Source organism: Legionella sp. 227, from assembly GCF_043161935.1.
Taxonomy (GTDB): Bacteria; Pseudomonadota; Gammaproteobacteria; order Legionellales; family Legionellaceae; genus Legionella; species Legionella sheltonii.
The window spans coordinates 1,265,979-1,292,531 of record NZ_CP171154.1; the positions used below are offsets into that span (position 1 = coordinate 1,265,979).

A 26,553-nucleotide genomic window follows, 5' to 3' on the forward strand; every position below is an offset into this window, starting at 1 on the left:
AGTGCCTATTTTGGGTTAATAAGGGGTAATTATGGTAGCAACTGCTTCAAACATGCTTCCATTAGGAAGTAAAGCACCTGATTTTACTTTAGTAGATACACGCAATGATCACTTGGTTTCCCTTGCGCAGATTAAATCACCGATTGCAACAGTGATTATGTTTTTGTGTAATCATTGTCCTTATGTGAAACATATTCAGACAAAAATAGTTGAATTAGCGGAAACTTATCAGAAAAAAGGGATTCAATTTGTAGCAATCAGTTCCAACGATGCCGAAAAATATCCTGCTGATGGCCCAGAAAAAATGAAAGTGGAAGCGGAAAACTTTCATTATTCTTTTCCTTATTTGTATGATGAATCACAAGAAGTGGCCAAAGCCTATAAAGCAGCATGTACCCCTGATTTTTATATTTTTGATAAAGACATGCTTTGTGTCTATCGCGGCTGTTTGGATGAATCAACACCAGGAAATAATAAACCGGTAACTGGCTCGCATTTACAAAATGCCCTGGATAATCTCCTTGCTGGAAAACCAGTGAGTCCAGAGCAAAAGCCAAGTTTGGGATGCAATATTAAGTGGAAGTAACGCATTACTTGGATGGTCTTAGTCTGCAAATCTGTTTATCTTTAGGTTTTTTATACCGACGGGTGTAGAAGATGGAGGTGCTTGCGACCAGGATTACTCGTAGACAGTATCCTGGTTGCAGGTGCTAGAAAAACCATATTATCGCTTTTAAAGTTAGAATTTATCCGGATCGGCCATTTCCCAATGTGATTTATAACTCTGAGGAATATCAGAGCCTAATAGTTGTCCTGGTGTAAGATAATCATATATTTCATTAAATGTTTTGACTTCTTGTACGCTGACTCGTCTCATGATGTGGATGGGTTTTAAATCGCTGGGATTGTCCAAACCGAGCGCGCCAACCATTTCTAAAAAGCTTTTCATGGTGTTTTTATGGAAATTGGCTACATAATGTTTTTTCTGATCGACAACGAGGCCATATTGTAAGCGTTTATTTTGCGTTGCTACTCCGGTGGGGCAAGTATTTGCATTACATTGTTTCGTCTGTAAGCAACCGGTAGCCATCATCATTGCGCGTGCAGAATTACACATATCAGCACCCAAAGCGATATTAGTCAGGATATCAAATCCATTCGCAACCTTACCACTGCAGATAACACGAATTTTATCCCTTACATTAATCCCTACTAAGGCATTATGCACAAAGACTAACCCTGCTTCTAACGGTGTGCCTATAAAATTAATGTATTCTTCTGGCGCAGCCCCAGTTCCTCCTTCTGCACCATCAACAGTAATAAAATCAGGCAGGATATTGGTTTTTAACATGGCTTTACATATGCCGAGAAATTGATCTCTTCGGCCCAGACATAATTTAAAGCCAATCGGTTTGCCATGAGATAAATCGCGTAATTTTTTTATGAAATAAAGTAACTCTACAGGAGTGGTAAAAGCAGAATGAGCTATAGGAGAGAGTACATCCTGACCCATAGGGACTTTTCTGACTTTTGCAATTTCCTCCGTTAACTTGGCAGCAGGCAAGATGCCTCCATGAGAGGGTTTGGCTCCTTGCGAGAGTTTTATTTCTATCATTTTTACTTCTTTACGATTGGCTTCAGCGGCGAACTCCTTTTCGTCAAAATTGCCTTGAGCATCACGACAACCAAAATAGGCAGTTCCAAATTGGAATACCAGATCGCCGCCTTGTAAATGATAGGCGCTTAACCCTCCTTCACCGGTGGCTTGGTAAAAACCACCAATCTGCGCTCCTTTGTTCATGGCCATAATTGCTTTACCAGACAGGGCCCCAAAGCTCATGCTGGAAATATTAAATCGAGAGGCACTGTAAGGTTGGAGGCAATCTGGCCCACCTACCATAATTCGGGGTTCGACCTCTGAATGATGTTTCGGAGCTAAAGAGTGTAGGGCCCAAGTATAGCCAACACTTAAAATATCACGCTCGGTACCAAAAGGGACTGTGTCACGAGTATTTTTGGCGCGCTCATAAATGAGGGAACGTATTTCACGATTAAAAGGAAGTTCGCTTTCATCAGTAGCAATAAAATATTGTTGAATTTCTGGACGTAGAAACTCTAAAAAGTAACGCACATGCCCCAAGACGGGAAAGTTACGCAGAATGGTATGTTCTTTTTGAATCAAATCGTAGATCCAAATCACAATAAGGGGAATGAGAAAAGCGAAAAACCATTTGATGCTATGGAACATCGCAAAGAGGGCAAGAGTAAATAATAAGGCTACTCCAAATCCTATATACCATTGGCGTCTCATTTTTAAGTCCTTTTAATCAAGATCTATTGTCCCTCTTTTAAACTTTGTTGAACAAATCGCCAGTCATTCCAGCGAAGGCGGTAATCTATTCTCCATTGGGCATGATGCCTAATGTATCGATTCTCTCCTCACGGGAATGATAGAGACAGCATAGTGCTTATTCTATTCTTCCACACTATCTAATCAACAAAGCCCACATGATAAGAGATGAAGCATGTGTGCTAGCTTTCCCGCGAAAGAGGCGGGAACATTTTTTGCAAATCCAGAATAAATCAATTAATCCATTTCTGGAATTCGTTCTATCATCTCTCCACCCACCATTTTATTGATTTTATTTTCCAGGGAGTTAATAAATTGAGTGACCTGATGTTGCTGTTGTGCTTGTTTGTTTTTACATAGTATCAATTCATGACTAATATCCAGTGCAGCGAGCAACAAGGCTTGGAAATTGTCCAACTGTTTCGATTTCTTTTTATTCATCATGATTTGATGATTTAATTTTTGCACCGCAAGCAATAAATTGGGTTCTTCACCTTCCGGGCATTTAATTTCATATGTTTTATTGAGTAATTTAACAGTACACGATTTCATCTGCGTCATAATAAGACCTTTGCAATTCCATAGAGAGCTGTTATGAATAGTAACAATTTTGATCGCAAGCAGCAATTAGTAGGATGAACGCTTGCATTAAATCGGGTATCATGGGGTATTTTTTCTATAAATGAGTTAAATATGTCTGAAGAAAGAGAACATTTGCATTTACCTGATTATGATGAATTTTCTGCATCCATTTCTGTTTTAATGCTGCATATATCAGCCAGCTTATTGCATGGGATGATGTGCGGCTACCTATGTGCTGGTGCTGACAGTCAAGGAGAAGCTTATTTACGTGCTTTATTAAATAATAAAAAAGATGAAGCCAGCCGCAATGCCGTTTTAGCCATGTTTGCTGTTTTTTCTATAAGCCAGCAACAAATTAACAGTTTGGATTTTAAATTTCAAATGATGCTTCCTGATGAAGAGGAGTCATTATTGTTAAGGGCACAAGCTTTTAGTGAGTGGTGCGAAGGGTTTACCCAAGCATTAACTTTAGCTGGTATAGGTCTTAACCAATTGCATGAAGAAGAGGCTCAGGATGCATTTCAACATCTTATTGAATTTGCTGAACTTGATTGTGATACCTTGGATGTTGACGAAGAAGATGAACGTGCATTAATGGAAGTCAGTGAATATGCACGGATGGCAGTTCTGCGTTTGCATAGTGATCTAATTATGAATGAAAGAGAACGTGGTGGTCATACTGGAATAACTCATTAAAAAAGGAAGTTACAATGATTTCCCAACAAGAATACCAAATAAGAAGAAATAAATTAGCGCAAAAATTGCCCGCAGGCAGTATTGCCATTATCCCGGCGGCTCATGAAGTATTACGTAACGGTGACGCGCATTATCGCTTTCGTCAGGACAGTAATTTTTATTATCTCACCGGATTTAATGAGCCTGATGCTTTATTGGTACTTATTGCGGGAGCAAATACTCAGAGTATTTTATTTAATCGTAAACGTAATCCGGCGGAAGAACAATGGACAGGAAAACGTCTTGGACAAGATGGGGCGCTTTCTGAGTTGGGCATGCACGCAGCTTTTCCTATAGACAGTGTTGAGGAAGAGCTACCTAAATTATTAAATGGTAAGTCAGCCATTTATTACGCACTGGCTCGAAATCCAGAGATGGAAAAAACGATCATGCAGTCATTGAAAGCCCTTAAAGGTCAAGTACGACGCGGAGTTAAGGTGCCAGACCAGTTGTGTGATTTGGAGCCTATATTAGGCGAAATGCGCTTATTTAAAAGCGATGCGGAGCTGGATTTAATGCGTCGAGCAGCCAGCATTTCCGTGAAAGCCCATGAACACGCAATGCGTCGTTGCAAGCATTTGGAACATGAATATCAGCTTGAAGCAGAGCTTGTTTATGAATTCAGTCGTCATGGTTGCCGTAGTGTCGCTTATGATCCTATTGTGGGCAGTGGTGAAAATGCGTGTGTTTTGCACTACACAGAAAACAACAAACCTTTGCATCGAGGCAGCTTGGTCCTTATTGATGCTGGAGGGGAGTTTGAAAATTATGCTGCGGATATCACCAGAACCTTTCCTATCAATGGCAAATTCAGCCGCGAACAAAAAAGTATTTATGAATTGGTGCTTAAAGCCCAAAAAGCGGGGATTGCGGCGATTAAGCCGGGTCTGCTGTGGAATGGGGTACAACAAATCATGGTCCGCATTCTCACTGAAGGATTATGCGCCTTGGGTATTTTACAAGGAGATGTAGAGGAATTGATTGCCCAAGAAGCATATAAACCGTTTTACATGCATAATTCTGGACATTGGTTGGGATTGGATGTTCATGATAGCGGTCTTTATAAAATTAATGGTGAATGGCGTGCCTTAGAACCCGGGATGGTTTTAACGGTTGAGCCAGGTTTATACATTAGCTCAAACAGTCCGGGAGTGGATAAGCGTTGGTGGGGTATTGGTGTACGTATTGAGGATGATGTGGCAGTAACGAAAACAGGGCATGAAGTATTAACTGCAGCATTACCTGTGGATGTAGATGAAATTGAGGCATTAATGCGTGATTAATAAAGAGATTGATATACTGATTATTGGAGGAGGCTTAACAGGTGCCACTTTAATGCTTGCATTGCAAGGGTTAGGGTATAGTACTTTATTGGTAGAAGCTAAGCCTTTTAGTGATAAAATAAGTCCTGATTTTGATGCACGCTCTCTAGCACTATCGCCCGCGAGTCGACGTATTTTAAGGATGCTTGGCGTTTGGGATCTTCTTAAAGAGCATGTAACCGCTATAGAGATGATTCATGTTTCCGATCAACATCACTTTGGAACATCACGCCTGCAAGGCGATTTGGATTCCCCTTTGGGCTATGTTGCCGAAATGCAGCACATCAATCAGGCTTTGCATCAACTGCTGCCTCATGACCAGTTGATTGCTCCAGCGAGTTTACAGGCGCTGGATTATGAAAACCATTCAGCGACCGTTCTCACTGATTCGGGTGAAATAAAAATTAAGGCACGTCTTATTGTTGCTGCTGATGGTGCGCATTCGGAAGTCCGTCGTTTTTGTTCATTACCTTCCAAAACCAAACTCTATAGTCAACACGCAATTGTAGCGAACGTGGGCTTGCAAAAGCCTCATCAACATCGTGCTTACGAACGTTTTACCAGTTATGGTCCTTTGGCGCTTTTACCGATGCAAGAAAATCGAATGTCTTTGGTTTGGGCTGTGCCTCCCAAGGAAGCAGCACGCTTGTTGTCTTTATCTGAGGTTGATTTTTTACGAGAGTTACAAAGCGCATTTGGTTATCGCTTAGGCCGTTTTGCCAAAGTAGGGAAACGTTTTTCCTTTCCTTTGCAACAAGTTTTAATGCCAATACAAACCAAATGGCCCGTAGTGTTTGTTGGTAATGCGGCGCACACCTTGCATCCTGTAGCAGGACAAGGATTTAATCTTGGACTTAGAGACGTAGCTATGCTTGCACAATGCATCGCTGAGAGGGGACTCAATGCAGAAATGCTCCAGCATTATGTGCAATTAAGATCTCATGACCAAAAGGCCATCACTCATTTAACCGATGGTTTAATCCAAGTGTTTACTAGCCGTTTACCTGGATTGGGAATTGTGCGTGGGTTAGGATTGATTGCTCTGGATAATATCCCCGCCTTGAAGAATCTTTTAGCACGATATGCACGTGGATTCGGGGGAGTAATTCCTGATTTAGTCTGTGAAATTGCTTTGCCAAAGCTGCAAAAATAGTTATGAAGGAAATGAAATGAGTCTGCAATTTAATGTATTAATCATTGGTGGTGGTATCGTGGGCTTAACTGCGGCTTTAGCTATGGCTCAACGTGGTTTCACGGTAGCAGTCATTGATGCAGGTTCATTACAAGTCGAAAATTCACAATCAGATACCCGAGTCTATGCGATTAATCATGCGTCACAGGCACTCTTGCAGCAATTAAATGCCTGGCAATACTTGGAGAGTGCACGTGTTTCTCCTTATCGTCGCATGTATGTTTGGGATGCTGAAAGTAAAGCACATATTGATTTTGATTCACGTCACGTGGGTGCACCGAATCTAGGGAGCATCATTGAAGAGTCTGTCTTAAAACACGCTTTACTGCAGCAGGCTTCTACCCAATCTTTCATTCATTTATTCCCTGAATGCCGTGTGGAAGATGTTTTTTGCGAAGAAGCTGGCGTTCGAGTATGCAGTAAGCAGCAGACTTGGGAAGGACAATTGTTAATGGTGGCCGATGGGGCCAACTCTCCAGTCCGTCAACAACTCAAGGTGCCCTTAAACAGCTGGTCCTATGATCAACATGCACTCGTTGCAACCGTTTCTGTAGAGAAAGAGCATCAGCAGACTGCCTATCAAGTGTTTCGCGCTGATGGTCCTTTGGCATTTTTACCTCTAGCGGATGCACATCAATGCTCCATCGTGTGGTCTACTAAACCCGCACATGTTGAACGATTAATGAATCTTTCAGAGTCGGAGTTTAATGCATCCTTAACTGAAGCTTTTGCCAGAAAGCTAGGTCAGGTCGAAGTCATCAGCACACGTCATCAATTTCCTTTACAAATGAGACATGTCAAACACTATGTGGGAAATCGTTGGTTACTTCTGGGGGATGCAGCCCATACAATCCATCCTTTGGCCGGATTAGGTCTCAATTTAGGGCTGGCTGACGTCCATTCCTGGATGGATTGTTTGAATGCTGCTCATGGTAAACTTGTATCGAAAAAGGCATTAGGCGCTTATCAACGCGAGCGTAAAAATGCCGTATGGCAAACGATTTTGTTAATGGAAGGCTTCAAGCGCTTATTCAGTAATTCCTTTATGCCTCTTGTTACCCTGCGTGGTCTGGGTTTAAATGTATGTAATGGATTTTCCCCTATAAAACGGTTATTTATCCAACACGCGCAAGGCACACACCAATAAAAGTCCACAAATTGTTATTAACGCACTTTACATGCATGTAGGCGTGCCCCCAAAAACATGGGCTTAGGCGTGTCTTTCGCTCGCATGGGGATGTTCAAATGCATTCTTCACGATCATTGTACCGATATGACTTGGGCTTTTCGGGTGGCGCTCATGGGGATACATCAAGGAGAACACTTCTGATTGAGGCAGGTGAGAACAAAGATTAATTTTTCATCCAGGAAATAGCTGGACAGGTTATTTTTTTTCACTAAAATTCGTGGCAAATAAAATGACGTAGAATCAATATGCCCCCAAAAAATGTTAAATTTTTGAATAAAGGAGTTCAGCTGCAAGCTCAAGAAGAAATGTTAGCAGAACAATTGTTATTTTTTCCTGAGAGCGGAGAGTCTCAATTAAGACTATGTAATTACGTGAAGGATAAATGCGACCAACCCGACTTTGATTATTTATCCACCGATTATGATCAAGGGGTAATTATAGCGGCTATTCCCAGTCTTGGTTCCAAACAACTGGGAGTCTATGCAGCTAAATCGTTTGTCAAAGGAGAAATCGTCGGAGAAATCAAAGGCATAGATTTATTCGGTATAAAGCCTAGTGCTAAAATAGACCGAGAAGTCAAAGACTATCAAGGTGATTCTACTTATGTGTGGAAATTAAATTTAGATGATAATGATGAATATGCCGTAGTCATTGATATGTTGAAAGCAGGCTCTAATACACGTTGGGTTAATCACGCGGGAAAGCCTAATTTAGAAGTAAAGGTCATTTGTCGTCGATGGAAAGACGAGTTTGGTACAACTCAATTTGATTATCATGCCTATTATGTCGCGGCCAAAAAAATTGCTTTTGCTGATGAGCTGACTATTTCTTATGGAGATGAATACTTTACAAAAGATCGTCCGCAAATCTGGCGCCAGCCACAAACTTTGATTGATGTTCTGCAGGATTTGGCTAAAACACAAGAGCAAGAAGTTAATCCTGAAGAAATACATACACCCGATGCAATAAGAGACTTTTTTCATTTATTAACGCAGAAAGCGGATCTGCGCAAAAGAGAACATAAAAAGCAGATGTATTTAGACAGCAATTTAGATCCTAAAATTTATGATTTGGATAAAGTAGAAGAGGTGGCGCGTTTTCAAACAAATCAAAAAATGGAGCTAAAAAGAAACTCACCTTACCATTTATTTATAGCTCCTACGGTAAGAGGGGATGGAGAAATCCGTTACTCTCTATTTAGTGGTCAGAGAATCCCTGCGAAAAAACGACTCTGCCAACTCGTTGGCCAGAGAATGGATGATGTGCCAGAAGAAGGGATGAAATCATGGGCGAAACAACGTAATCTAGACATCAATTACCTAGTGCAATCAGGCCGGGGAGGATATCTCTATACTAAAAATCAAGCGTCGGAGGCCTATTGCATAGAAGGGGCACAACACCGAAGTGGAATGAATGTACGTTTTGATTTTGCATCGGATTCTTATGTAACGACACGCCAAATTCAACCAGGCGAAGAAATTCTGGCCTATTACAGTGATTATGATTATGGTGCCTTACCGACCTCTTTACCGCAAATTGTTGCTGATTTTAATGAGTCCCAATATTATTACAAGGCGACCTGGAGTGAAAACGAACTGACTATGGAGTATGTGATCCCCAAAACTCCAGGTTATAATTTACAAGAAACTGCGGAGCCCATTTGCAATCCATTTAAGGAAGAGCAAACGAATGAGTGGATTGCGCAATCTGATTTTGAGTTTGAGGATAATGAGCGAATTCTAACTCCTGGCTATGATTACAATGCGTTTGAGCAAGAATTTTCTCCACTTGTGGTAGAAGATTGTGCTGAGAATGACAGCAGCCGTAAAGCGAACTTAACTTCTTGGAGTCCCACCTTCCAATTTGGGGAAAATAATTCGAGCAAAAAAAGGAAGATCGCTGAAATGAGCGAAGATGAAGAAAGTAAGGCAATGGTTATTTAAGACTATTTTCTTCAACCCGAACACAGGGATCTCTTGAATGTGGCATTTATCCTGTATAGAACATATGTCATAAATTAGGAGATCCTTCGTCGTAAACTCCTCAGAATTTGATCAAGTTCTTCAGGATTTTTTTGAGCAACCGCATACCCAATATAGTGAGGGAACTCATGCTCTAGCATCATGTTCCTCGCAGGAAGATACCCTCATTATCCCTCGGCAGGCGGTACACATTACCAACAGGTGCTACTTTAAGCGGGCAAAATGTTCACGACTAAAGGCTACTTTTTCGGCTACTGATTCGTTAGGGTGTTCCTGATGGTGCGCTTCGATTGCTCGATAACGTTTCAAACCACCCTCCCTATTCGCAATTTGGATATTTAAGCCAGGCCGGGCATTGAGTTCGAGCATTAAAGGTCCTTGTTCTTTATCAAGAACTATATCTACCCCAAGATAACCTAGGCCAGTGAGGTCGTAGCAACTGGAAGCAATCTCCAGTATTTTGTTCCAATAAGGTACTTCTATATCCACAATAGGATTGAGTGTATCTGGATGATAATCAATGATGTCATTATGAAATACCCCACCAAGGGTTTTTCCCGTAGCGAGATCTACTCCAACACCAATTGCGCCTTGATGGAGATTGGCTTTCCCACCAGACAAACGTGTTGGCAACCTCACCATGGCCATAGCAGGATAACCCAGTAAGCTGATAATTCGAATATCAGGAATGCCTTCGTAGCTTACCTCAGCAAATACAGGATCAACTACTACTCGTTTCTCTATAATTGCATAATCTGAGGAGCCACCAAGACTGTACGCCCCTGAGAGCAGGCATGATAAATGATAGCTCAGCTCCTGAGTGGTGGTTAACTTTCCATTAATTTGTCGATAACGTCCATAGACCTTATCTTTAAACACTAAAATACCATCACCACCTGAGCCCCGCGCGGGTTTAACCACAAAATCGTTGTAAGGCTCTAAGCGTTCCTCTATGGTTTTAATTTGTTGTTCTGTTTCAATAATATCGTATAAAGGGGGAACAGCGATTCCTGCCTTTAGAGCCAATTTTTTTGTTTTTAATTTATCATCAACAAGAGGGAATAATTTTCTTGGATTGTAGCGTAATACAAAATCAGTATTACGCTGGTTGATACTTAATATCCCATGATTTTTTAAGCGACGAAACAGCGTAATCATTCTACATGTCTCGCAAGTGATTTAAAGCGCTTCAACTCAAATAATCGGTATCCTCGATATTGTCCGAACCACAATATTAAAGCAAGCAGAACTAAAAGAAGCTCGGGGAACGCAAAGACAAGGTATTGTAGTGGTTCATAGCTCATTGCCCAATAAGAAATTACGGCCGCGACTAGACTGCCTATCCCCGATTTTATTGCTTCGGAGGCACCTCGCTCATCCCAGGTAATGCACATACGTTCTATGGTCATGGTTAAAATGACCATAGGGAATAAGGCAACTGATAGTCCTATATCTAACCCAAGATTTTGACTGATGACACTTATAAAGATCATCAGCAAAATGACAACAGTCAGAATTGCCGCGAGCCTTGGTACCAAAAGCAACCTTAATTGATCCAGATAAAAGCGTGCTAGGAGGCCAAAAGATACAATAATGACAAAGAGGGAAATCCCCCAGATTACATGAGTTTCTCTAAAGGCTAAAGCAATTAAAACGGGCATAAAAGTACCGAATGTTTTAATCCCGATAAAGTTTCGCAGAATCAAGATAATAAAAGCACCTATGGGTACTGTTAATAAAATTTTATAAGTTGCCTGTACGTTGACGGGTAGTTGCAATAACGAGAAGCGCAATAATTGTGAGTCTGATTGTAAGCCTCTCGTTTTGGCAATACTTAAAGCATTTATGGGGGTAGGAGACACCGTTAAACTAAATTGAGCTTTTTTACCACCAGTTACATTAAATACAGGTTCATTACCATATTGCCAGACAAGAAAATCTTTGGGCAATCCGGCGCTGCCTGTTTTAGGATTGATATACACCCAATTTTTGCCATTAAAGACGGCCAAAAATGAACTGAGCTCCGCCTTGCTCTTTTGCGATAAATAAATTCCTTTTACTGGAATCGCTGCAATTTTAGACTGGTTCAAAATAAGGATTGCTGCATTAATCAGACGTTCATCACTAAAATCATTTCCGGTCAATAACTTAGCATTCCCATCCTTTTTATTCAGTTCTTTAATTGTACTTTGGGCAAAAGTTTTAATGTCTGCCGAGGATTGTCTTACTTGGTTAGTAATCGTTTCTACTGCAGATTTTTGGCTTTCTTCAAGCGGCTGTGTTTTGACTGCCGGTGGGGTTCCTAATGAAGATTCATTTCCCTCAGTTTGTCGGAAAATTGCTCTGTAATATAAGGATTGTGGGCCATGTGCGCGTCTGATGGACCATACTGTTTCCCGATTATCACCATTTAAATTGGTTGTTACCCCATAACTCCTTGACACAAAATACTCATCTAAAATCGCAAAATGTGTCGGTAAATAGGGTATATTAAAACTCGCCTTAATTGGTGTATTCGGATCTGCAACAAAACGCAAATTCGACTCAACCGTCCAACTATTTATTGTTTCAGTGTCAGTCAGTGGCACATCAAGTATAAAGTGTCGGTATAAAAAAATCCCTGTCCCTAGGATAAATAAAGTCAAAATAAGTCCATAAACATGACGCGCGTTATTTTTCATTATTTCTTAAGACTCTGATTTCTTAACGTAAATGTCAGTGCAGGATTTACCGCACCATTAAAAGCAATAATTGCATCTCGTCCTAAAAGCAAAGGGTAGAGGAAGCGTTTGCGATTAGTTAAATTCACTTTAATCGTTCTAACTTTATCTCCGAGTTGTATGGCAAGCAGTACAACAGGACGTTTGATGGGGGCGTGTGCTAGTATTTGTGAACCATGCTCTCCATCACGAACTTTTATTTTGACGCGGCCTTTATATTCTGCCTCAAATTGAAAATCTCCGGTTTTCGTTGGAACCGTAAAACGCAAATAAGGGACGCCATTTTTAGTAATTTCGGTGATATTGGTCGCATTTAATGAGGCTGACTTAGCTCCGGTATCCAGTTTTGCTGAGAGTGTTAAATTTTTATCTGGAAACGTAACCTTTTCAACATACCCGTAAATTTGTGTTTCATTTGATGCCATAACAGGTCCAGTCATTAGTGCTGCAAAAATAAAGAGAGCAAGTATCGATCTCATTTAATCCTCTTTCCTGAGTTGTTTTAATATTAGTGCAATATCGTAGCAGGTTTTGCCTCTTAAGTCACAACCCGTAGTTGGGTTTAAAGAAATATTTTTTGTACGAACTGAGTATGATATCCTAATAAACCGCCAACTGAATTGTGTGTTTTTAATTCAGGATGAAACGATTATTGACATCAAGCGCAATTATCCATATAATTCGCGCCATCCTAACTTACGGTCATTTTTGTGTGTAAGAATGTCTAATAAGGGCGAAGAAGGTTCATCTTTAAATTCTAAAGAACTCGTTTTCCTCTTGGCAATCGCCGGCCGTATTGACGCGCAAAGTAGACTCCTCGCGCAAAAACTCGATAAAGACCGTTACATCTATCATGCATATGCCGTTCTCGATTCCCTAAGCTCTTCCTACAGTATGTTTAAATACTTTTTAGAAGTATTTATTGCTAAGAGTGACGCTGAATTAATCCGTAAGATACTCACCTCTCCTGAAGGCATTGCCGCAGTTGCTGCAGAGGCAATGTTTTTAGTGTCTTTTTCCTTTCTTGCTAGTGTTTTTGATGGAGAAGAAAATAATTCCGTAAAAAAATTCATAGCAGCTGCTTGGCCCTATTTTCGTGATGTAATGAAGGGCTTAAAAAATGCGTATAAAGGGTGGCGAAGTACCGTACAAGTGTTAAGCATGATCAGCGGGATGGATCTTAAATATATGGTCATTCCTGTTGGTTTGGTATTGGGTGTGTTTGCTGCCGCTAATCGCTTCTGGATACGCAGTATGGTCGAGCGGCGTAAAAAGCAAATGAATGAGAATAAAGAGCTTTTACTTGAAATCCAGCAGTTGACTTCATTAGCACCATTAGAGCGTAAATCTTATTTAGATCGCATAGAATATCAGAGTGCAGAGGATCGTTTTTATGCCTTTTTAGCGGTAGGAACTGGTGGATTGATTGATGGTTTATATCTTTATATAGGTGTGGTGAGTCTCTCAGTTCTTTCTCCGCCCCTTTTTCTCGCCATGGCAGTCATTAGTGCTCTTTACACACTAGCTTGTGTTGTTACACGAATATATGAGGAATATGATTTCCAATTGCGATTGGAAATTACGCAAACCCGCTGTAAATTGGCATTAACAACCAAAGAATTAGAACTTACTTATGCCCAATTTATTGAGCTAAAAGAAAATGCTAATAGAAAAGCAGTAGACCCCTTGGAATTGAGCCGGTTGAAACGGAAAGTTTGTAAATTAATTCAAGAATTTGAAGAAGAACGTCAATTATTACAAAACCAAACAAATCACAGTTACATTACTGCTGGGTTATTGGGAATGAAATATGGTTTGTTTGCTTATGGAGTATTGACTAGTATTTTATTTACTGTCTCCACGGTATTTTTAATTACTGCAAGTGCCTTTCCTCCTGCGCTACTTGCTGCATTTATTGTTTCTGGTCTGGTGTTAATGGTCGGAATGACCGCTTATATGTTGCATGCTCATTATCAGCATATGGAGAAACAAAAAGAAGAGCTTGAAAAAGAACATCCTTATGCACAAGTAAAAGCGATGAAAAAAGATTTAGAGGAACAAAAAGATGCTCAACTTTTAACGGCAGATCATTTTAAAACCTCATTAAAAGATGGTCTTTGTATAAGCTCTTCACCACAAAGCTTCTTTCAAGAACGGTGTGAGGTAGGTCGCTCTCTCGCTTCCGGTATTTCTAAGGGATTTAATTTTTCTAATTTTGTCACGACCCCTTTCCAGGAAATGGATTCAGAAGGACATTATCAAGATACACCGGTAATGGGTGTATTAGCGATAGCTAACGCAGTCTTATTTTCATTAATTCTAGGCCTAAGAGCTTTGGCACGTGGCTTAGGGCGTCCACCTCTAGGTCAGGTTAAGACGAAAGAGGCTGGCCAGGACGATGTGTCGATGGATAAAAGCAAGACCGAGTCCCACAGGGGATCAAGTGACTCTGTCAAAAGGAGCGCCTCTGATTCCCTGTCGAGGAAAGGCTCATCTTCTTCTCTTTGGAATTTCTTCTTTCATAAAGATACCCCCCCTCAAAATCCCCCTCCAGATCGAACAATGACCCATTCAAAAAGTGATTCAGATTTGACGCATCACGTGATATCTAATTCCGGCAGTACAATTGTGGGTTTAGATTAGGATCGTTATACATTTTAAATTGATGATAGATTCGAAACGTACGTTTTTTTGCTTTTACTTCCTCAAGCAACTCGTTGAAACACTGGGCTAATTGCTCCAATTGTTGATTGATGATTATTGACTTGTGCGCGCAATTTTTGCGATGTTCTTCCGTGGCATCTTCGCGCTTAGTTTGTAGGTCCATATGGTATGATTTCAAGGACAAAATAGAAAGGCGATCAATGATCATTCCTGGTGATTCAGAGTTCACTGGACATCTACTAAAGTGTTCCGGTTGCAGTTGGTTGAAAAGCCATTCATCCATCGCTTCCATACGGTTATTACGCAATTGATTAAATCGGTCAATCTCCCGTTTCGCTTGATATACAAACTCAGGGCCCTGATCATCACGACGCGCCCTATCTTCCGCATGCCAAAGTTGATAGTTAAACGCGTGATTCTCTTCAACCAGCCGATAGAATTCTTGGTGTTGATGGACTATTCCTGAAGCTTTCCATGTGATGATGGAATTTTTGTGAAGGTTAGTAATTTCTGCGACATTAATACTATCTGGCATGTTTTATCCTGTATTTTTTATAAGGGTGCCAGTTTAACCCATACTCAATAGAGCTACAAATTAGAGCCGAAATATTTATTATAGATGGTTTCATAGGTCCCATCATTTTCCATTTCTAATAGCACCTTATTGATTCTGTCAATTAGATTGGCATTTTTGGGGAGTGTGATGAGTCCATATCCATTTCCTAGAACAATAGGAGGGCCTACTGTTTGAAAATTAATAACTTTATTAATGGTAAGATACTTAAAGATATTTACATTCATGATAATTGCATCCACTTCCTGATTGAGTAATGCCATAATCATGAGCGAAATTTTGGGATATTCTTTGATGTTATCTTGACTCGTATAAAGTAAAAGCGTGTCGCGAAGGTGGCTTTCTTGTACAGTGCCTATTTTTTTGTTTTTAATGTCGGCAATTGTTTTTATGTCTGGAGACATGGTTAAAAATTGGCCATTGCTGGTCATATAAGGCAAACTGTAAATGTAATCATGCGATGGTGTTTGAGGTATCGGGGCGGGTGGAAAAGTAATGTCTATGTCACCTGAATTCAACATCTCTATCTGGTTTCTTATGGTTATAGGTTTATATTCACAGGTTTCATTAAGACGTTTGCATATTTCATTCATAATATCGATACAAAAGCCAAAATAATGACCGCCACCAGCTATTGCAGAAAATGGGGGGGCTGATTTAGAAACACCAACGATAATGGTATCGCTATAAGCAAGTGTATTGCTCACTAATGTAATAAAAAACAGGATATGCCGAAGCAGCTTCATGCAGTTTATCATCCTTCTTGTGCCTATTTAAAATCTAGGTTGCTGAAAATTATTTGTCAAATTTTAATGACCCGCTCTTTGGTGAACGTGCTTGAAGTATGGAATTGTTATCCATGACAGAGAGGTAGGGATGGGGGTTCCATTCCAGCAATAGGTACTCCTTCTCACCATGATTCTGGGTTACGGCATGGAGATTCCTCGAATGCTCGAAACGACAAGGACCGGGAGAAGGAAATTTAATTATTTTGGTGCTTTCTTTGCCAAACATCTATCCAATGCATTAGCAAAAGCAGTTTTTTCTTTGATGCTTAATGCAGCAGGGCCACCGGAATAATTTCCTGTTGCACGTAATTGTTCATGCATATCTCTTAAATTTAACCGTTGCTTGATGGAGTTTTCAGTATATTCCTCGCCACGCGGATTAATCGCTAATCCTTTTTTGGCAATAACTTCTGCAGCTAGAGGGATGTCGGCGGTAATCACAAGGTCAAACGGTTTTAAATGTTCTGTAATATACTGATCGGCACTATCAAACCCCTTAGTGACTTGCACTGCGCGGATGAACGGAGAGTTAGGATAGGTAAGAAAGGAATTGGCCACTAAAGTCAGTGATGTTTGTGTACGGACTGCGGCACGAAATAAAATTTCCTTAATTACTTTGGGGCACGCATCGGCATCTACCCAGATATGCATATTCGTTACATTGGCAAAAGAAAAGTAGAATGATTTTAGCAAGTAAGGCTGACTAGAGACATAGGCTAATTGTATAAATATAATTTTATTCTTGTTAAACTGTTCCACAATATTGGACAAACAGGTTCAATTTTTATTTTGGGAGAACGTAATGAGAATCTTCGCTTTTTTGTGTTGTTCGCTATGGTCATTTTGTGTCACCGCTGAATCGACTTTCCCTACTGGATGTCAGGCAGTTGCAGTTCAAGGTGAAACAGTGACACTACAAGCTAAAAAAAGCAGTTTGGTCTTTATTCATAATCTCGCTTCTACAGATATATGGATTACTCATCCGGTAGCAAATCCCAGTGCCAGTGCCGGTTGGACAACGCGGTTACAAGGTGGAAATTGGTCTGCATTAGCCTTAAATAAAGGTCCATTTGCATTAAATTGCATTGAATCCAAGCCAGGTCATGAACAACAAGTACCTTGTCAAGGCCTCATTGCTGTGTGCAAATGGAAAGGTGTAAAGACTCCTGCTAATGACAAAGGCAGTACGTTTTGGGCAGCAGAAAATATGTCCTTATCTGGATTAACTGCGGCAGTAGGTACACGTGGATTTGTAATTCCTGTAGCCAAACCCCAGTAAAGCGCAGAGCCACTTAGCTTGCTACTTTCATAGATAAGTGGTAGAACATGAGCACATGATGAGTGATTCAATATGATGAAAACAAAATACAAACAGGATATACGGTGAGCAAAAAATCGAAAGATCCCTTTTATAAACGGGAAAGTGAAAAATACTCCGATCCTGTTCCTAGCCGCGAATTCATTATGGATGTTCTTAATGAATACGGTAAGCCTATGTCGCGCAATCAATTATTCGATAAATTACAAATAAAAGATGATCGCAAACAAGAGTCCATGGGATTTAGACTCAAAGCAATGTTGCGCGATGGTCAAATTATGCAAGACCGGCGCGGGCGATTTTGTTTAATGCAACGAATTAACCTATCGCGCGGTACCGTCCAGGGACATCCAGATGGTTTTGGCTTTTTTATCCCTGATGACAGATCGGAAGATATGTTCTTGTCTGCTAAAGAAATGCGGGCGGTCATGCATGGAGACGTGGTCCTTGCCTATCAGGTTGGCGTGGATCGTAAAGGCAGGCCTGAGGCGAAAATCCACGAAGTGATTGAGCATGCTAATGCGACTATTGTGGGTAGGTTTTTTACAGATCATGGTGTTAGTTTTGTCTTGCCGGATAGCAAACATTTAACTCAGGATATTTCCATTCCGCAAGAACTGGTGAATGGGGCAAAAAATGGTCAAATTGTTTTGGTCGAATTAATTGCCTTTCCAAGTAAACGGACCCAAGCTATAGGCAAAGTAATTCATGTCTTAGGCGAGCATATGGCTCCCGGTATGGAAATTCAAGTTGCACTTTATGCGCACGGAATTCCTTTTGAATGGCCGGAGGATGTAAGCACTGAAGTAGCGAAAATCCCACAGCATGTCACCGAAGAACAAATTAAGGGCCGTACTGATCTGCGTGGGCTGCCTTTTGTGACGATTGATGGAGAAGATGCTAAAGATTTTGATGATGCAGTTTATTGTTATAAAAAACCCAAAGGTGGTTTTCAATTATATGTTGCAATCGCTGATGTCAGCAATTATGTAATGCACGATTCGGCATTGGATAAAGAAGCAGCGCGCCGCGGTAACTCGGTTTATTTCCCCGGCAAAGTAATTCCCATGTTACCGGAAGCTTTATCTAATGGTTTATGTTCGCTAAATCCTCATGTCGATCGGCTGTGTATGGTTGCTGAAATGGCGATCAGTAATGAGGGTAAAATATCGCGCTCTCGTTTTTATCGCGCAGTCATTCATTCACATGCTCGATTAACTTATACCCAAGTGGGCTCTTGGCTTGAGCAGGCCGCTGCGGATGAACAACATGTCTCTTTATGGCCTACATTGCAAGCGCTTCATGATTTGTATCATGTTTTATTAGTTACTCGTAAACTTCGAGGCGCTATGGATTTCGAAACCACTGAAACGCGCATCGAATTTGATGAAAATAAAAAAATTCAATGTATCGTTCCAGTGATTCGCAATGATGCCCATAAATTAATTGAAGAATGTATGTTGGCTGCGAATGTTGCCACCGCACGATTTTTAGAAAAAGCTGAAATTCCTACACTTTATCGAGTGCATGCCGCGCCAGAAGAAGACAAAATTACCGCCTTAAGACAGTTTTTAGGTGAGTTGGGATTGCAATTGAGTGGTGGAAAAAAACCTGGGCCTAAAGATTTTCAGCGTACTATGAATGCCATTGAGGGTCGACCGGACAAACATCTGATTGAAACGGTAATGCTTCGTTCTCTGAAACAAGCACACTATGTTGAGGCGAATGAAGGACATTTTGGTCTGGCTTATTCTGCCTATACTCATTTTACTTCACCCATCAGACGTTATCCGGATTTGTTAATTCATCGCGCCATTGGTCATTTATTAGATAAGAAGCCAATTTGTGAGTTTGATTATACCCATGAGGATATGAATCGCTTAGGTAAACATGCTTCGATGACCGAACGCCGCGCTGATGACGCGACCCGCGAAGTAGTTGCTTGGTTAAAATGTGAGTACATGCAAGATAAATTGGGGCAAGTATTCAACGGGCGAATTTCTGCAGTAACAGGTTTTGGAATTTTCGTAGAACTTGATGAAATTTATGTTGAAGGTCTGGTCCATGTGACTTCTTTAAAAAATGATTATTATACATTTGATTCTGTAAAGCATCGTCTAATCGGAACACGTGGTGGACAGGTGTATCGTTTGGGAGACAGGATGACGGTATTAGTCGCCCGTGTGGATTTGGATGAGCGTAAAATTGATTTTGAGCTAGTAGAGGAACCACAGAGTCATGAGTGAGCAGTATGTATATGGGGTGCACGCGGTTTCTGCTTTGTTAACCAATCCACATCGAGTGACTAAAAAACTCTATATCAGTGAAGAACGTGCGGACCTGCGCTTGCAGGACCTCATTAATAAAGCCATGCAAATGGGTGTCCACATTGAAAAATTGAGTATGCAAAAAATGAATCAGCGCTTTGCAGACTTTACTCACCAAGGCATTGTGGCAACAGCTTCTGCGTTACCCGATTATAATGAATCTCATTTGCTTGCATTATTGGAGTCCAGTAAACAGCCTGTTTTGATTCTTATTTTGGATGGGGTCACTGATCCACATAATTTGGGAGCATGTTTGCGTACCGCAGATGCAACCGGAGTTGATTTTGTAGTGATACCAAAAGACAAAAGCGCCAGTATTACTCCTGTAGTTAGTAAGGTTGCCTGTGGTGCAGCAGAGTCAATCCCTGTAGTCAGAGTGACTAATTTGGCCCGTAGCATGAACCTTTTAAAGGAACATGGGGTTTGGATTTATGGTGCTGCGGGTGAGGCAACCAGTTCGCTTTATCAAACAGACTGTACTGGCAATATCGCAATGGTTATGGGGGCTGAAGGTGAAGGGCTACGTAGGCTGACGCGTGAGCACTGTGACGGTTTGTTCTCTTTGCCGATGTTAGGCAGTGTATCCAGTTTGAATGTTTCTGTAGCCACTGGTGTTTCTTTATATGAAATTGTAAGGCAAAGAAAAGGGAGCGGTTCTTAATGAGCGAATTAAAAATGAAAGCGGCAAAAGCTGCATTGCAATTTATCGAAGAGGACATGGTGGTCGGTGTAGGTACCGGCTCCACAGTGAATTTCTTTATTAAAGAATTGGCGACCATAAAGCATAAAATTGATGCGTGCGTATCAAGCTCTAAAGCGACAGAAGCGCTTTTAAGAAAGGAAGGTATCCCCGTTATTGATTTGAATTCAGTACAGGAACTACCCATTTATATCGATGGTGCTGATGAAGTAACTGAGCATGGCGAAATGATAAAGGGCGGCGGCGGCGCTCATACGCGTGAGAAAATTGTAGCCCAGTTGGCAGAACAATTTATTTGTATTGTGGATGACTCAAAGCTAGTAAAACATTTAGGACGTTTTCCTGTCGCTGTTGAAGTAATTCCTTTAGCACGGAGTATGGTTGCTCGGCAATTAGTAAAATTAGGTGGCGATCCCGAGTATAGAGAAGGATTTATCACGGATAATGGTAATATTATTCTTGATGTATTTAATTTAACAATCAATGAACCATTAGATATGGAAGATCGTATTAACCGCATCACTGGCGTTGTAGAAAATGGTATATTTGCGCATCGTACGGCGGATGTTGTTTTATTGGCTTCTCAGGACGGTGTGAAGCGCGTTAAATAGCAGAGGCCCCAGCTTCCTGAGCATGCGAGGTTGACGAAAGTTCCTGCTGCACGGTCCAGACTACTTATAATAAATAGGTTTTAGGCTAATGAATGAACATAAAGTTTATGTAAATCGAATTCTAAATATGAAAAAAATCAAGTTAATTGGTCTGGATATGGACCATACCTTGATTCGTTATAATTCGGAGAATTTTGAGTCTTTGGTTTATCAGCTCGTCAAAGAACAATTGGTCGAGGTAAAACATTATCCTGAGCAAATTAAAAAATTAAATTTTAATTACCATGATGCAATTCGTGGTTTAGTCATTGATAGCAAGAACGGCAACATCTTGAAATTGAGTCGTTATGGTGCTATTCGACAAAGTTATCACGGCACCAAACAGATTGATTTTGTCGAGCAACAGAACATTTATCGCAGTATCTATGTTGATTTAGGTGATCCAAATTATATGGCAATCGACACCGCTTTTTCGATTGCTTTCTGTGTTTTATATGGTCAATTAGTTGATTTGAAAGATAGTTTGTATCCTGAGCAAATTCCCAGTTATCAAGCCATAGCTCAAGACGTACAATTTTGTGTGGATAAAGTACATTCGGATGGCAGTTTAAAAACAATCATTAGTAAAAATTTGCCTACTTACGTGATTAAAGAGCGTGCATTAGTCGAGGGATTGAAACATTTTATCCATCACGGAAAAAAAATTTTTATTCTTACCAATTCCGACTATTCCTATACCAAACTCTTACTAGAATATGCGATTAATCCTTTTTTAAAAAAGGGTGAGAGTTGGATCAATTTATTTGAATTTGTCATTACATTAGCGAATAAACCCCGTTTTTTTTATGATAATCTCCGATTTTTGTCGATTAATCCTGTGAATGGGACCATGACTAATATGATCGGGTCTATCGTTCCAGGGGTGTATCAAGGGGGTAATGCCAAAAAATTTACTGAAGATTTGCGTGTCCGTGGCGATGAAATTCTCTATATTGGAGATCATATCTACGGGGATATTTTACGATTAAAGAAAGACTGCAATTGGCGTACTGCTTTAGTTGTTGAAGAGCTTGGAGAAGAAATAGCGGCGCAAGCACGGGCAATGCCGGTAGAGAAAAAAATTAGCGAAGCCATGAATGTAAAAAAAGAACTGGAAAAGCAATATGTCAATATTTACACCAAAATGATTGATGAAAGCTCAAATCAATACAGCCATGAAATTCAAGAACTGCAGGCGCAAATCAGTAAAATTGATGCACAACTTACAAAATTATTAAAGGAACAACAAACCTATTTTAATCCAAAATGGGAACGTATTTTTCGCGCGGGAGCAGAAGAAAGTTATTTTGCCTACCAAGTCGATCGCTTTGCGTGTATTTATATGGAAAAACTATCGGATTTGTTGGAGCATTCTCCGGCAACTTATTTTCGTGCGAATCGACGTTTATTGGCGCATGATGTTGAGGTATAGGCTTTTGCTCTCCGCAAAAGCGTTGACCTATTGTTAAGTAAAAATTGACCAAGAAACCACATTTGTGGGGATAATAATGACCGTACATATCGATGTTTCACTTGTACACAGACTGATTCAGTCACAATTTCCACAATGGTCTGCTTTACCCATTCAGCCTGTAGAATTCAGTGGCTGGGACAATAGAACCTTTCATCTTGGCAGCGAAATGACGGTTCGCCTTCCAAGTGATGCATTTTATGCACTCCAAGTAGAAAAAGAGCAGCGTTGGTTACCCTATCTTGCATCACATTTGTCTTTACCGATACCAATCCCGTTAGCAAAGGGTGAGCCCACAGAGGACTATCCTTGGCATTGGTCGATTTACCGCTGGATTGAGGGACAAACCGCGTCCATTGCGCGTATTGATGAAATGAATCGATTTGCTGCTGATTTAGCTCAATTTTTGTTGCAATTACAAGGGATTAAGGCGATTGGTGGTCCAGTAGCTGGCGAGCACAGTTTTTACCGCGGTGGACCACTGTCAACTTATGATGCCGAGACACAAGAGGCTATTAAAATTTTGCGGCAACAAATAGATACTGGGACTCTTTCTGCAATCTGGTCTGAGGCACTGAGTGATGCCTGGCTTTCTGATCCTGTTTGGGTTCATGGCGATATTGCCCCAGGCAATTTATTAGTCAAAGAAGGACGTCTGTGTGCGGTCATTGATTTTGGTCAATTAGCAGTCGGTGATCCTGCATGTGACTTGGTGATTGCTTGGACTTTTTTCAAAACGGAGAGTCGTGAGGTTTTTCGTAAAACGCTGCAACTTGATAAAGCAACATGGGCGCGTGCTCGAGGATGGGCGCTATGGAAAGCACTCATTGTCTGTGCAAGATTACCTGGGACTAATCCAGAGGACATTGAAAAGTCATGGAACGTAATTGACGAGTTAATTGCGGATTATAATTTACAATAATGTGAGTAAGATTCTATTCGAAATGAATTTTGAACTAACTTATATTATATTTAGAGTTAACGTAATGATTTGCTACTCCATTATGTTTATGAATAAATGGGTAAGACACCCTATAAGGGAATAAATAATTCATAAGGAAAAAACATGTTAACTATGCAGCAATGGAAAAAAGCTATTTTTGCGTTGTGTCTGTTTGGAACTACCTTATTTGTTTGCTCCTGTAATACCAATCATCCCCCTTTTTCAACTAACAATGAAAAAGGTTATGGCGGAGAAGGCTCCGGAGAAGGTGGTAGTGGACATGGTGGAATAGGTGGCGTTGGTGGTGGTGCGCGATAGCTCTCTATCTCTTTGGAAATACAGGCACGTGCTGCATTACTTTTTCAACGATCATAGCCCAATGGTTTGAAGCAAAATATTTTCCTCTGAGAGGTGACCTGTTTTTTAAATCATCACCTCTTCTTTCGTAACCAACGACTCATAATCCAATATTAAAAATAATTATTTATAAAAATAATTTCTTAATTGTTCCTTAAGGTTTGATCTTTATACTTAATCTTGAACTAACAGGGAGCCCGGATGCGATGCGTGTATTAATTATTGAAGACAATGCCTTTAATGCATTTTGTTTGTCTCGACTCTTAGAGTCAGTAATTGCATCGGTATCAATAGATGTTGTGAGTAATAGTCAAGACGCATTGTCTTGTATAGATACCCATGTGCCCGATCTCGTTATCATTGATGGTGAGTTGAATTTGATTGATGAATTATCGACTCATGGTCCCCAACTTGCAGCCGTTATTTTGCAAAAATATCCCCATCTTCCCATAATTGCCTGGTCAGATTCGGAGTTTATGCGTAGTGCTTTCGCCAAGGTTTTTATTCAAGCGAATCGTTTAGTTAACGAATACAATACTTGGACAAAAACAGTCAACCCAGAGTGCATTCAAAAAACCTGGTCTTTTTATTTTGATGATGCAGTCAATGAAAAGCAACCCACATACTCTCATCATACTCGTACTAAAAGACAAGCCAATTATCATCTTGATTGCATCTAATCCAATACCCAGCTCGTTTTAGAGCCGCGTAAAACGATGGGTGTACTCTTTATCCGGATGGTGATTTCTCTCAGTCGTCCAGCCGTGTGCTCAATTTTCTCGATGTTGACTCCTTTCCCAGCATTGAAGCTGATGATCAATCAGCAAGTGCATAAAACACACGCTATAATTAGAGTTATCTATTCTATGGACATATAAATAAGATCCATATCTTGAGGAAGGTACAATGGAATATGAATGGATGCAAAACTCCAATGAGAAGAAAGCAAAAAAAATACTCGCGGAAAGAAAAAAGAGTGGGAAAAAGACTTTTGGAGCCTTTGGTCAACAATTAAATCAGACTGAAAAACACAAGAGCAAAGAGAGTATGCGCACAGAAAAAAGCATTCTCAATTTGGAGGCACAAACTATTAAAACAGACGAAGACACCTTTTATGCAAAAAGTATTTTGCAAAATATACTGGAAAGTTCCATAGATTATTCGATTGTCGCTACCGATTTAAATGGAAAAATAATTGTATGGAATGAAGGAGCTTACCGCAATTATGGCTACCATGCTTCTGAAATGGTGAATAAAAAAAATCTACTTTCCTTACATATCCCCGAAGACATTGAATCGGGAGCAGTTCAACAATTTATGCAAAAAGCTTTGCAGGAAGGCAAAGCTGAAGGAGTGTTTGAACGGGTTCGCAAAGATGGATCACATTTTCTTGCTTTCGTTACCTTAAGCTTACGTCGAGACGATTCAGGTAAGCCTATTGGTTTTCTTTTAATTTCCAAAGACGTTACCGAGGCGAAGCGAGTTGAAAATCAACTGATTAAGACCAATGAAGAATTGGAACAATTTGCTTATATTACCTCACATGATTTAAAGGCACCTTTGCGGGCAATCGAACGATTAGCTACTTGGATTGAAGAGGATAATGCCGACAAGATTGATGAGAAATCAAAAGAACACTTGGCATTGTTACGCCAACGTACTTTGCGTTTGTCGAATTTAATTGATGGCATATTACAATATTCGCGTGCTGGTCGGGTCGATTTGAATGTTGAACTTGTGGATACTAAAACAATTTTGAAAGATATTATTGAAGGCCTTAATCCTGAGGGCCAATTTGAGTTTATATACCCCAAACAATTACCCGTTTTTCAAACAGCGAAGATTCCATTGATTCAGGTGTTGTCCAATTTGATAAATAATAGCATCAAACATCACCATCGAAAAAAGGGCACAATCAAAATCGAGGTTGATTCATTGGGGGCATTTTATCTGTTTACGATCAGAGATGATGGCCCAGGCATTGAGCCTGAATTTTTTGATAAAATTTTTATCGTTTTTCAAACCCTTAAATCAAGAGATGAATTGGAGTCCACCGGTGTTGGCTTGAGTATTGTGAAAAAAATTGTTGAATCTCAGGGAGGCAAAGTGATGGTGCAATCTCAAGTAGGCCATGGAACCGCAATGTCATTTACTTGGCCTAAGCAAATCAGAAAACAAAATAGTGATTAGTCCTTGCTCTTATCTTTATTAGGAAATTCGAGTAGATTCCAATAACGATGTAATGATGAAATTATTTCCATAAATTGTGACACCTGAAAAGGTTTTACAATATAGCCAGCCACATTTAAGTTGTATGCCTCTATTTTATCTTTCTCACTATTTGATGTAGTAAAAATAAAAATCAGCAGTGATTTCAATTGATTATTGGCGCGGATATTTTTCATAAATTCTATGCCATTCATTTTAGGCATATTGATGTCGAGGATAATAATTTGCGGGGTGGGCATAATCTTTTTCTCGCCATTTAGCCCCAATAATTTGTTTAATGCTTCTAATCCGTTGGTTGCAATATGAAGAGGATTATCAATATTATTTTTTTTAAAGGTTCTTTGCATGTCTTTGATATCAATTACATCATCGTCAATGATCATGAAATGAATTGATTTATCCAATTGATACATAATTTTATCCTTCTCTATATGTATATAAATTATAGGCAATAAATTTA

Annotated in this window: 25 protein-coding genes; 16 read left to right on the top strand and 9 right to left on the bottom strand. The window is 40.1% G+C overall.

The genetic code is table 11. The features are described from left to right. Positions 1-31 precede the first annotated feature (31 nt). Positions 32-586, top strand: coding sequence for a thioredoxin family protein (locus ACF8MK_RS05440; protein ID WP_392538494.1), 555 nt, complete (start codon positions 32-34; stop codon positions 584-586). A 153-nt stretch (positions 587-739) separates the two neighbouring features. Here the strand turns inward: ACF8MK_RS05440 and ACF8MK_RS05445 are convergent, their stop codons facing one another. Both ACF8MK_RS05445 and ACF8MK_RS05450 read right to left on the bottom strand, forming a co-directional pair. Continuing rightward, complete coding sequence (locus tag ACF8MK_RS05445) at positions 740-2,311, bottom strand: FMN-binding glutamate synthase family protein (protein WP_392538495.1); 1,572 nt, start codon at positions 2,309-2,311, stop codon at positions 740-742. Positions 2,312-2,587: 276 nt separating this feature from the next. Next, a complete protein-coding gene (locus tag ACF8MK_RS05450) occupies positions 2,588-2,911 on the bottom strand; it encodes a cell division protein ZapA (protein WP_265703740.1) in 324 nt (107 codons plus the stop codon). 132 nt (positions 2,912-3,043) lie between these two features. On the opposite strand from ACF8MK_RS05450, the gene ACF8MK_RS05455 reads away from it, so the two are divergent. The 5 genes from ACF8MK_RS05455 to ACF8MK_RS05475 all read left to right on the top strand — a co-directional run bounded on the left by ACF8MK_RS05455 (position 3,044) and on the right by ACF8MK_RS05475 (position 9,313). Then, positions 3,044-3,628, top strand: a complete 585-nt coding sequence (locus tag ACF8MK_RS05455) for a YecA family protein (protein WP_265703741.1) — start codon at positions 3,044-3,046, stop codon at positions 3,626-3,628. Between the two features lie 14 nt (positions 3,629-3,642). Beyond that, positions 3,643-4,950, top strand: a complete 1,308-nt coding sequence (gene pepP / locus ACF8MK_RS05460; RefSeq protein ID WP_392538496.1) for a Xaa-Pro aminopeptidase — start codon at positions 3,643-3,645, stop codon at positions 4,948-4,950. After that, on the top strand, positions 4,943-6,142 hold the full coding sequence (gene ubiH, locus ACF8MK_RS05465) for a 2-octaprenyl-6-methoxyphenyl hydroxylase (RefSeq protein ID WP_392538497.1): 1,200 nt from the start codon (positions 4,943-4,945) through the stop codon (positions 6,140-6,142). The genes pepP and ubiH overlap by 8 nt, the downstream gene beginning before the upstream one ends. 16 nt (positions 6,143-6,158) lie before the next feature. After that, on the top strand, positions 6,159-7,328 hold the full coding sequence (locus tag ACF8MK_RS05470; protein ID WP_392538498.1) for an FAD-dependent oxidoreductase: 1,170 nt from the start codon (positions 6,159-6,161) through the stop codon (positions 7,326-7,328). Positions 7,329-7,615: 287 nt separating this feature from the next. Further along, a complete protein-coding gene (locus ACF8MK_RS05475; protein ID WP_392538499.1) occupies positions 7,616-9,313 on the top strand; it encodes an SET domain-containing protein in 1,698 nt (565 codons plus the stop codon). A gap of 243 nt (positions 9,314-9,556) precedes the next feature. On the opposite strand, the gene ACF8MK_RS05480 is transcribed toward ACF8MK_RS05475, so the two are convergent. The 3 genes from ACF8MK_RS05480 to ACF8MK_RS05490 are packed head-to-tail and all read right to left on the bottom strand — an operon-like array spanning position 9,557 to position 12,551. Then, positions 9,557-10,510, bottom strand: coding sequence for an alpha-L-glutamate ligase-like protein (locus ACF8MK_RS05480; protein ID WP_392538500.1), 954 nt, complete (start codon positions 10,508-10,510; stop codon positions 9,557-9,559). Next, complete coding sequence (locus tag ACF8MK_RS05485) at positions 10,507-12,033, bottom strand: inactive transglutaminase family protein (RefSeq protein WP_265703747.1); 1,527 nt, start codon at positions 12,031-12,033, stop codon at positions 10,507-10,509. Before ACF8MK_RS05485 ends, ACF8MK_RS05480 begins: the two co-directional genes overlap by 4 nt. After that, positions 12,033-12,551 (bottom strand): RimK/LysX family protein, encoded by a 519-nt coding sequence (locus tag ACF8MK_RS05490; protein ID WP_265703748.1) that lies wholly within the window; start codon positions 12,549-12,551, stop codon positions 12,033-12,035. Before ACF8MK_RS05490 ends, ACF8MK_RS05485 begins: the two co-directional genes overlap by 1 nt. Before the next feature lie 241 nt (positions 12,552-12,792). Between ACF8MK_RS05490 and ACF8MK_RS05495 the strand changes: the two genes are divergently transcribed. Then, the gene (locus ACF8MK_RS05495; RefSeq protein WP_392538501.1) at positions 12,793-14,715 is read left to right on the top strand and encodes a hypothetical protein; all 1,923 of its coding nucleotides are present in this window, start codon (positions 12,793-12,795) and stop codon (positions 14,713-14,715) included. Here ACF8MK_RS05495 and ACF8MK_RS05500 read toward each other — a convergent pair. The 3 genes from ACF8MK_RS05500 to ACF8MK_RS05510 form a co-directional block, all read right to left on the bottom strand. Then, complete coding sequence (locus ACF8MK_RS05500) at positions 14,681-15,271, bottom strand: DUF4254 domain-containing protein (RefSeq protein ID WP_392538502.1); 591 nt, start codon at positions 15,269-15,271, stop codon at positions 14,681-14,683. The two genes, ACF8MK_RS05495 and ACF8MK_RS05500, sit on opposite strands and share 35 nt — an antisense overlap. A 53-nt stretch (positions 15,272-15,324) precedes the next feature. Continuing rightward, a complete protein-coding gene (locus ACF8MK_RS05505; RefSeq protein ID WP_392538503.1) occupies positions 15,325-16,056 on the bottom strand; it encodes a transporter substrate-binding domain-containing protein in 732 nt (243 codons plus the stop codon). A 240-nt stretch (positions 16,057-16,296) separates the two neighbouring features. After that, positions 16,297-16,749 (bottom strand): YaiI/YqxD family protein, encoded by a 453-nt coding sequence (locus ACF8MK_RS05510; RefSeq protein ID WP_392538504.1) that lies wholly within the window; start codon positions 16,747-16,749, stop codon positions 16,297-16,299. A gap of 151 nt (positions 16,750-16,900) precedes the next feature. Here ACF8MK_RS05510 and ACF8MK_RS05515 point away from each other — a divergent pair, with 151 nt between their 5' ends. The 9 genes from ACF8MK_RS05515 (at position 16,901) to ACF8MK_RS05555 (ending at position 26,054) form a co-directional block, all read left to right on the top strand. Further along, positions 16,901-17,377: a hypothetical protein gene (locus ACF8MK_RS05515; RefSeq protein WP_392538505.1), complete on the top strand. Its 477-nt coding sequence runs from the start codon at positions 16,901-16,903 to the stop codon at positions 17,375-17,377. A gap of 104 nt (positions 17,378-17,481) precedes the next feature. Next, on the top strand, positions 17,482-19,662 hold the full coding sequence (gene rnr, locus ACF8MK_RS05520) for a ribonuclease R (protein WP_392538924.1): 2,181 nt from the start codon (positions 17,482-17,484) through the stop codon (positions 19,660-19,662). Further along, complete coding sequence (gene rlmB / locus ACF8MK_RS05525; protein WP_392538506.1) at positions 19,655-20,404, top strand: 23S rRNA (guanosine(2251)-2'-O)-methyltransferase RlmB; 750 nt, start codon at positions 19,655-19,657, stop codon at positions 20,402-20,404. The genes rnr and rlmB overlap by 8 nt, the downstream gene beginning before the upstream one ends. After that, positions 20,404-21,054 carry a ribose-5-phosphate isomerase RpiA gene (gene rpiA / locus ACF8MK_RS05530; protein WP_392538507.1) on the top strand — a complete coding sequence of 217 codons (651 nt, stop codon included), beginning with the start codon at positions 20,404-20,406 and terminating at the stop codon, positions 21,052-21,054. Before rlmB ends, rpiA begins: the two co-directional genes overlap by 1 nt. An 88-nt stretch (positions 21,055-21,142) precedes the next feature. Further along, positions 21,143-22,525 carry an HAD-IG family 5'-nucleotidase gene (locus ACF8MK_RS05535; RefSeq protein ID WP_392538508.1) on the top strand — a complete coding sequence of 461 codons (1,383 nt, stop codon included), beginning with the start codon at positions 21,143-21,145 and terminating at the stop codon, positions 22,523-22,525. A 76-nt stretch (positions 22,526-22,601) separates the two neighbouring features. Beyond that, positions 22,602-23,486: an aminoglycoside phosphotransferase family protein gene (locus ACF8MK_RS05540; RefSeq protein ID WP_392538509.1), complete on the top strand. Its 885-nt coding sequence runs from the start codon at positions 22,602-22,604 to the stop codon at positions 23,484-23,486. Between the two features lie 144 nt (positions 23,487-23,630). Then, positions 23,631-23,825, top strand: a complete 195-nt coding sequence (locus ACF8MK_RS05545; RefSeq protein WP_265703760.1) for a hypothetical protein — start codon at positions 23,631-23,633, stop codon at positions 23,823-23,825. Between the two features lie 245 nt (positions 23,826-24,070). Further along, on the top strand, positions 24,071-24,544 hold the full coding sequence (locus ACF8MK_RS05550) for a response regulator (protein ID WP_265703761.1): 474 nt from the start codon (positions 24,071-24,073) through the stop codon (positions 24,542-24,544). Positions 24,545-24,770: 226 nt separating this feature from the next. Continuing rightward, positions 24,771-26,054, top strand: a complete 1,284-nt coding sequence (locus ACF8MK_RS05555; protein WP_392538510.1) for an ATP-binding protein — start codon at positions 24,771-24,773, stop codon at positions 26,052-26,054. Here ACF8MK_RS05555 and ACF8MK_RS05560 read toward each other — a convergent pair. Next, positions 26,051-26,506 carry a response regulator gene (locus ACF8MK_RS05560; RefSeq protein WP_265703763.1) on the bottom strand — a complete coding sequence of 152 codons (456 nt, stop codon included), beginning with the start codon at positions 26,504-26,506 and terminating at the stop codon, positions 26,051-26,053. The genes ACF8MK_RS05555 and ACF8MK_RS05560 overlap by 4 nt on opposite strands. Positions 26,507-26,553 lie beyond the last annotated feature (47 nt).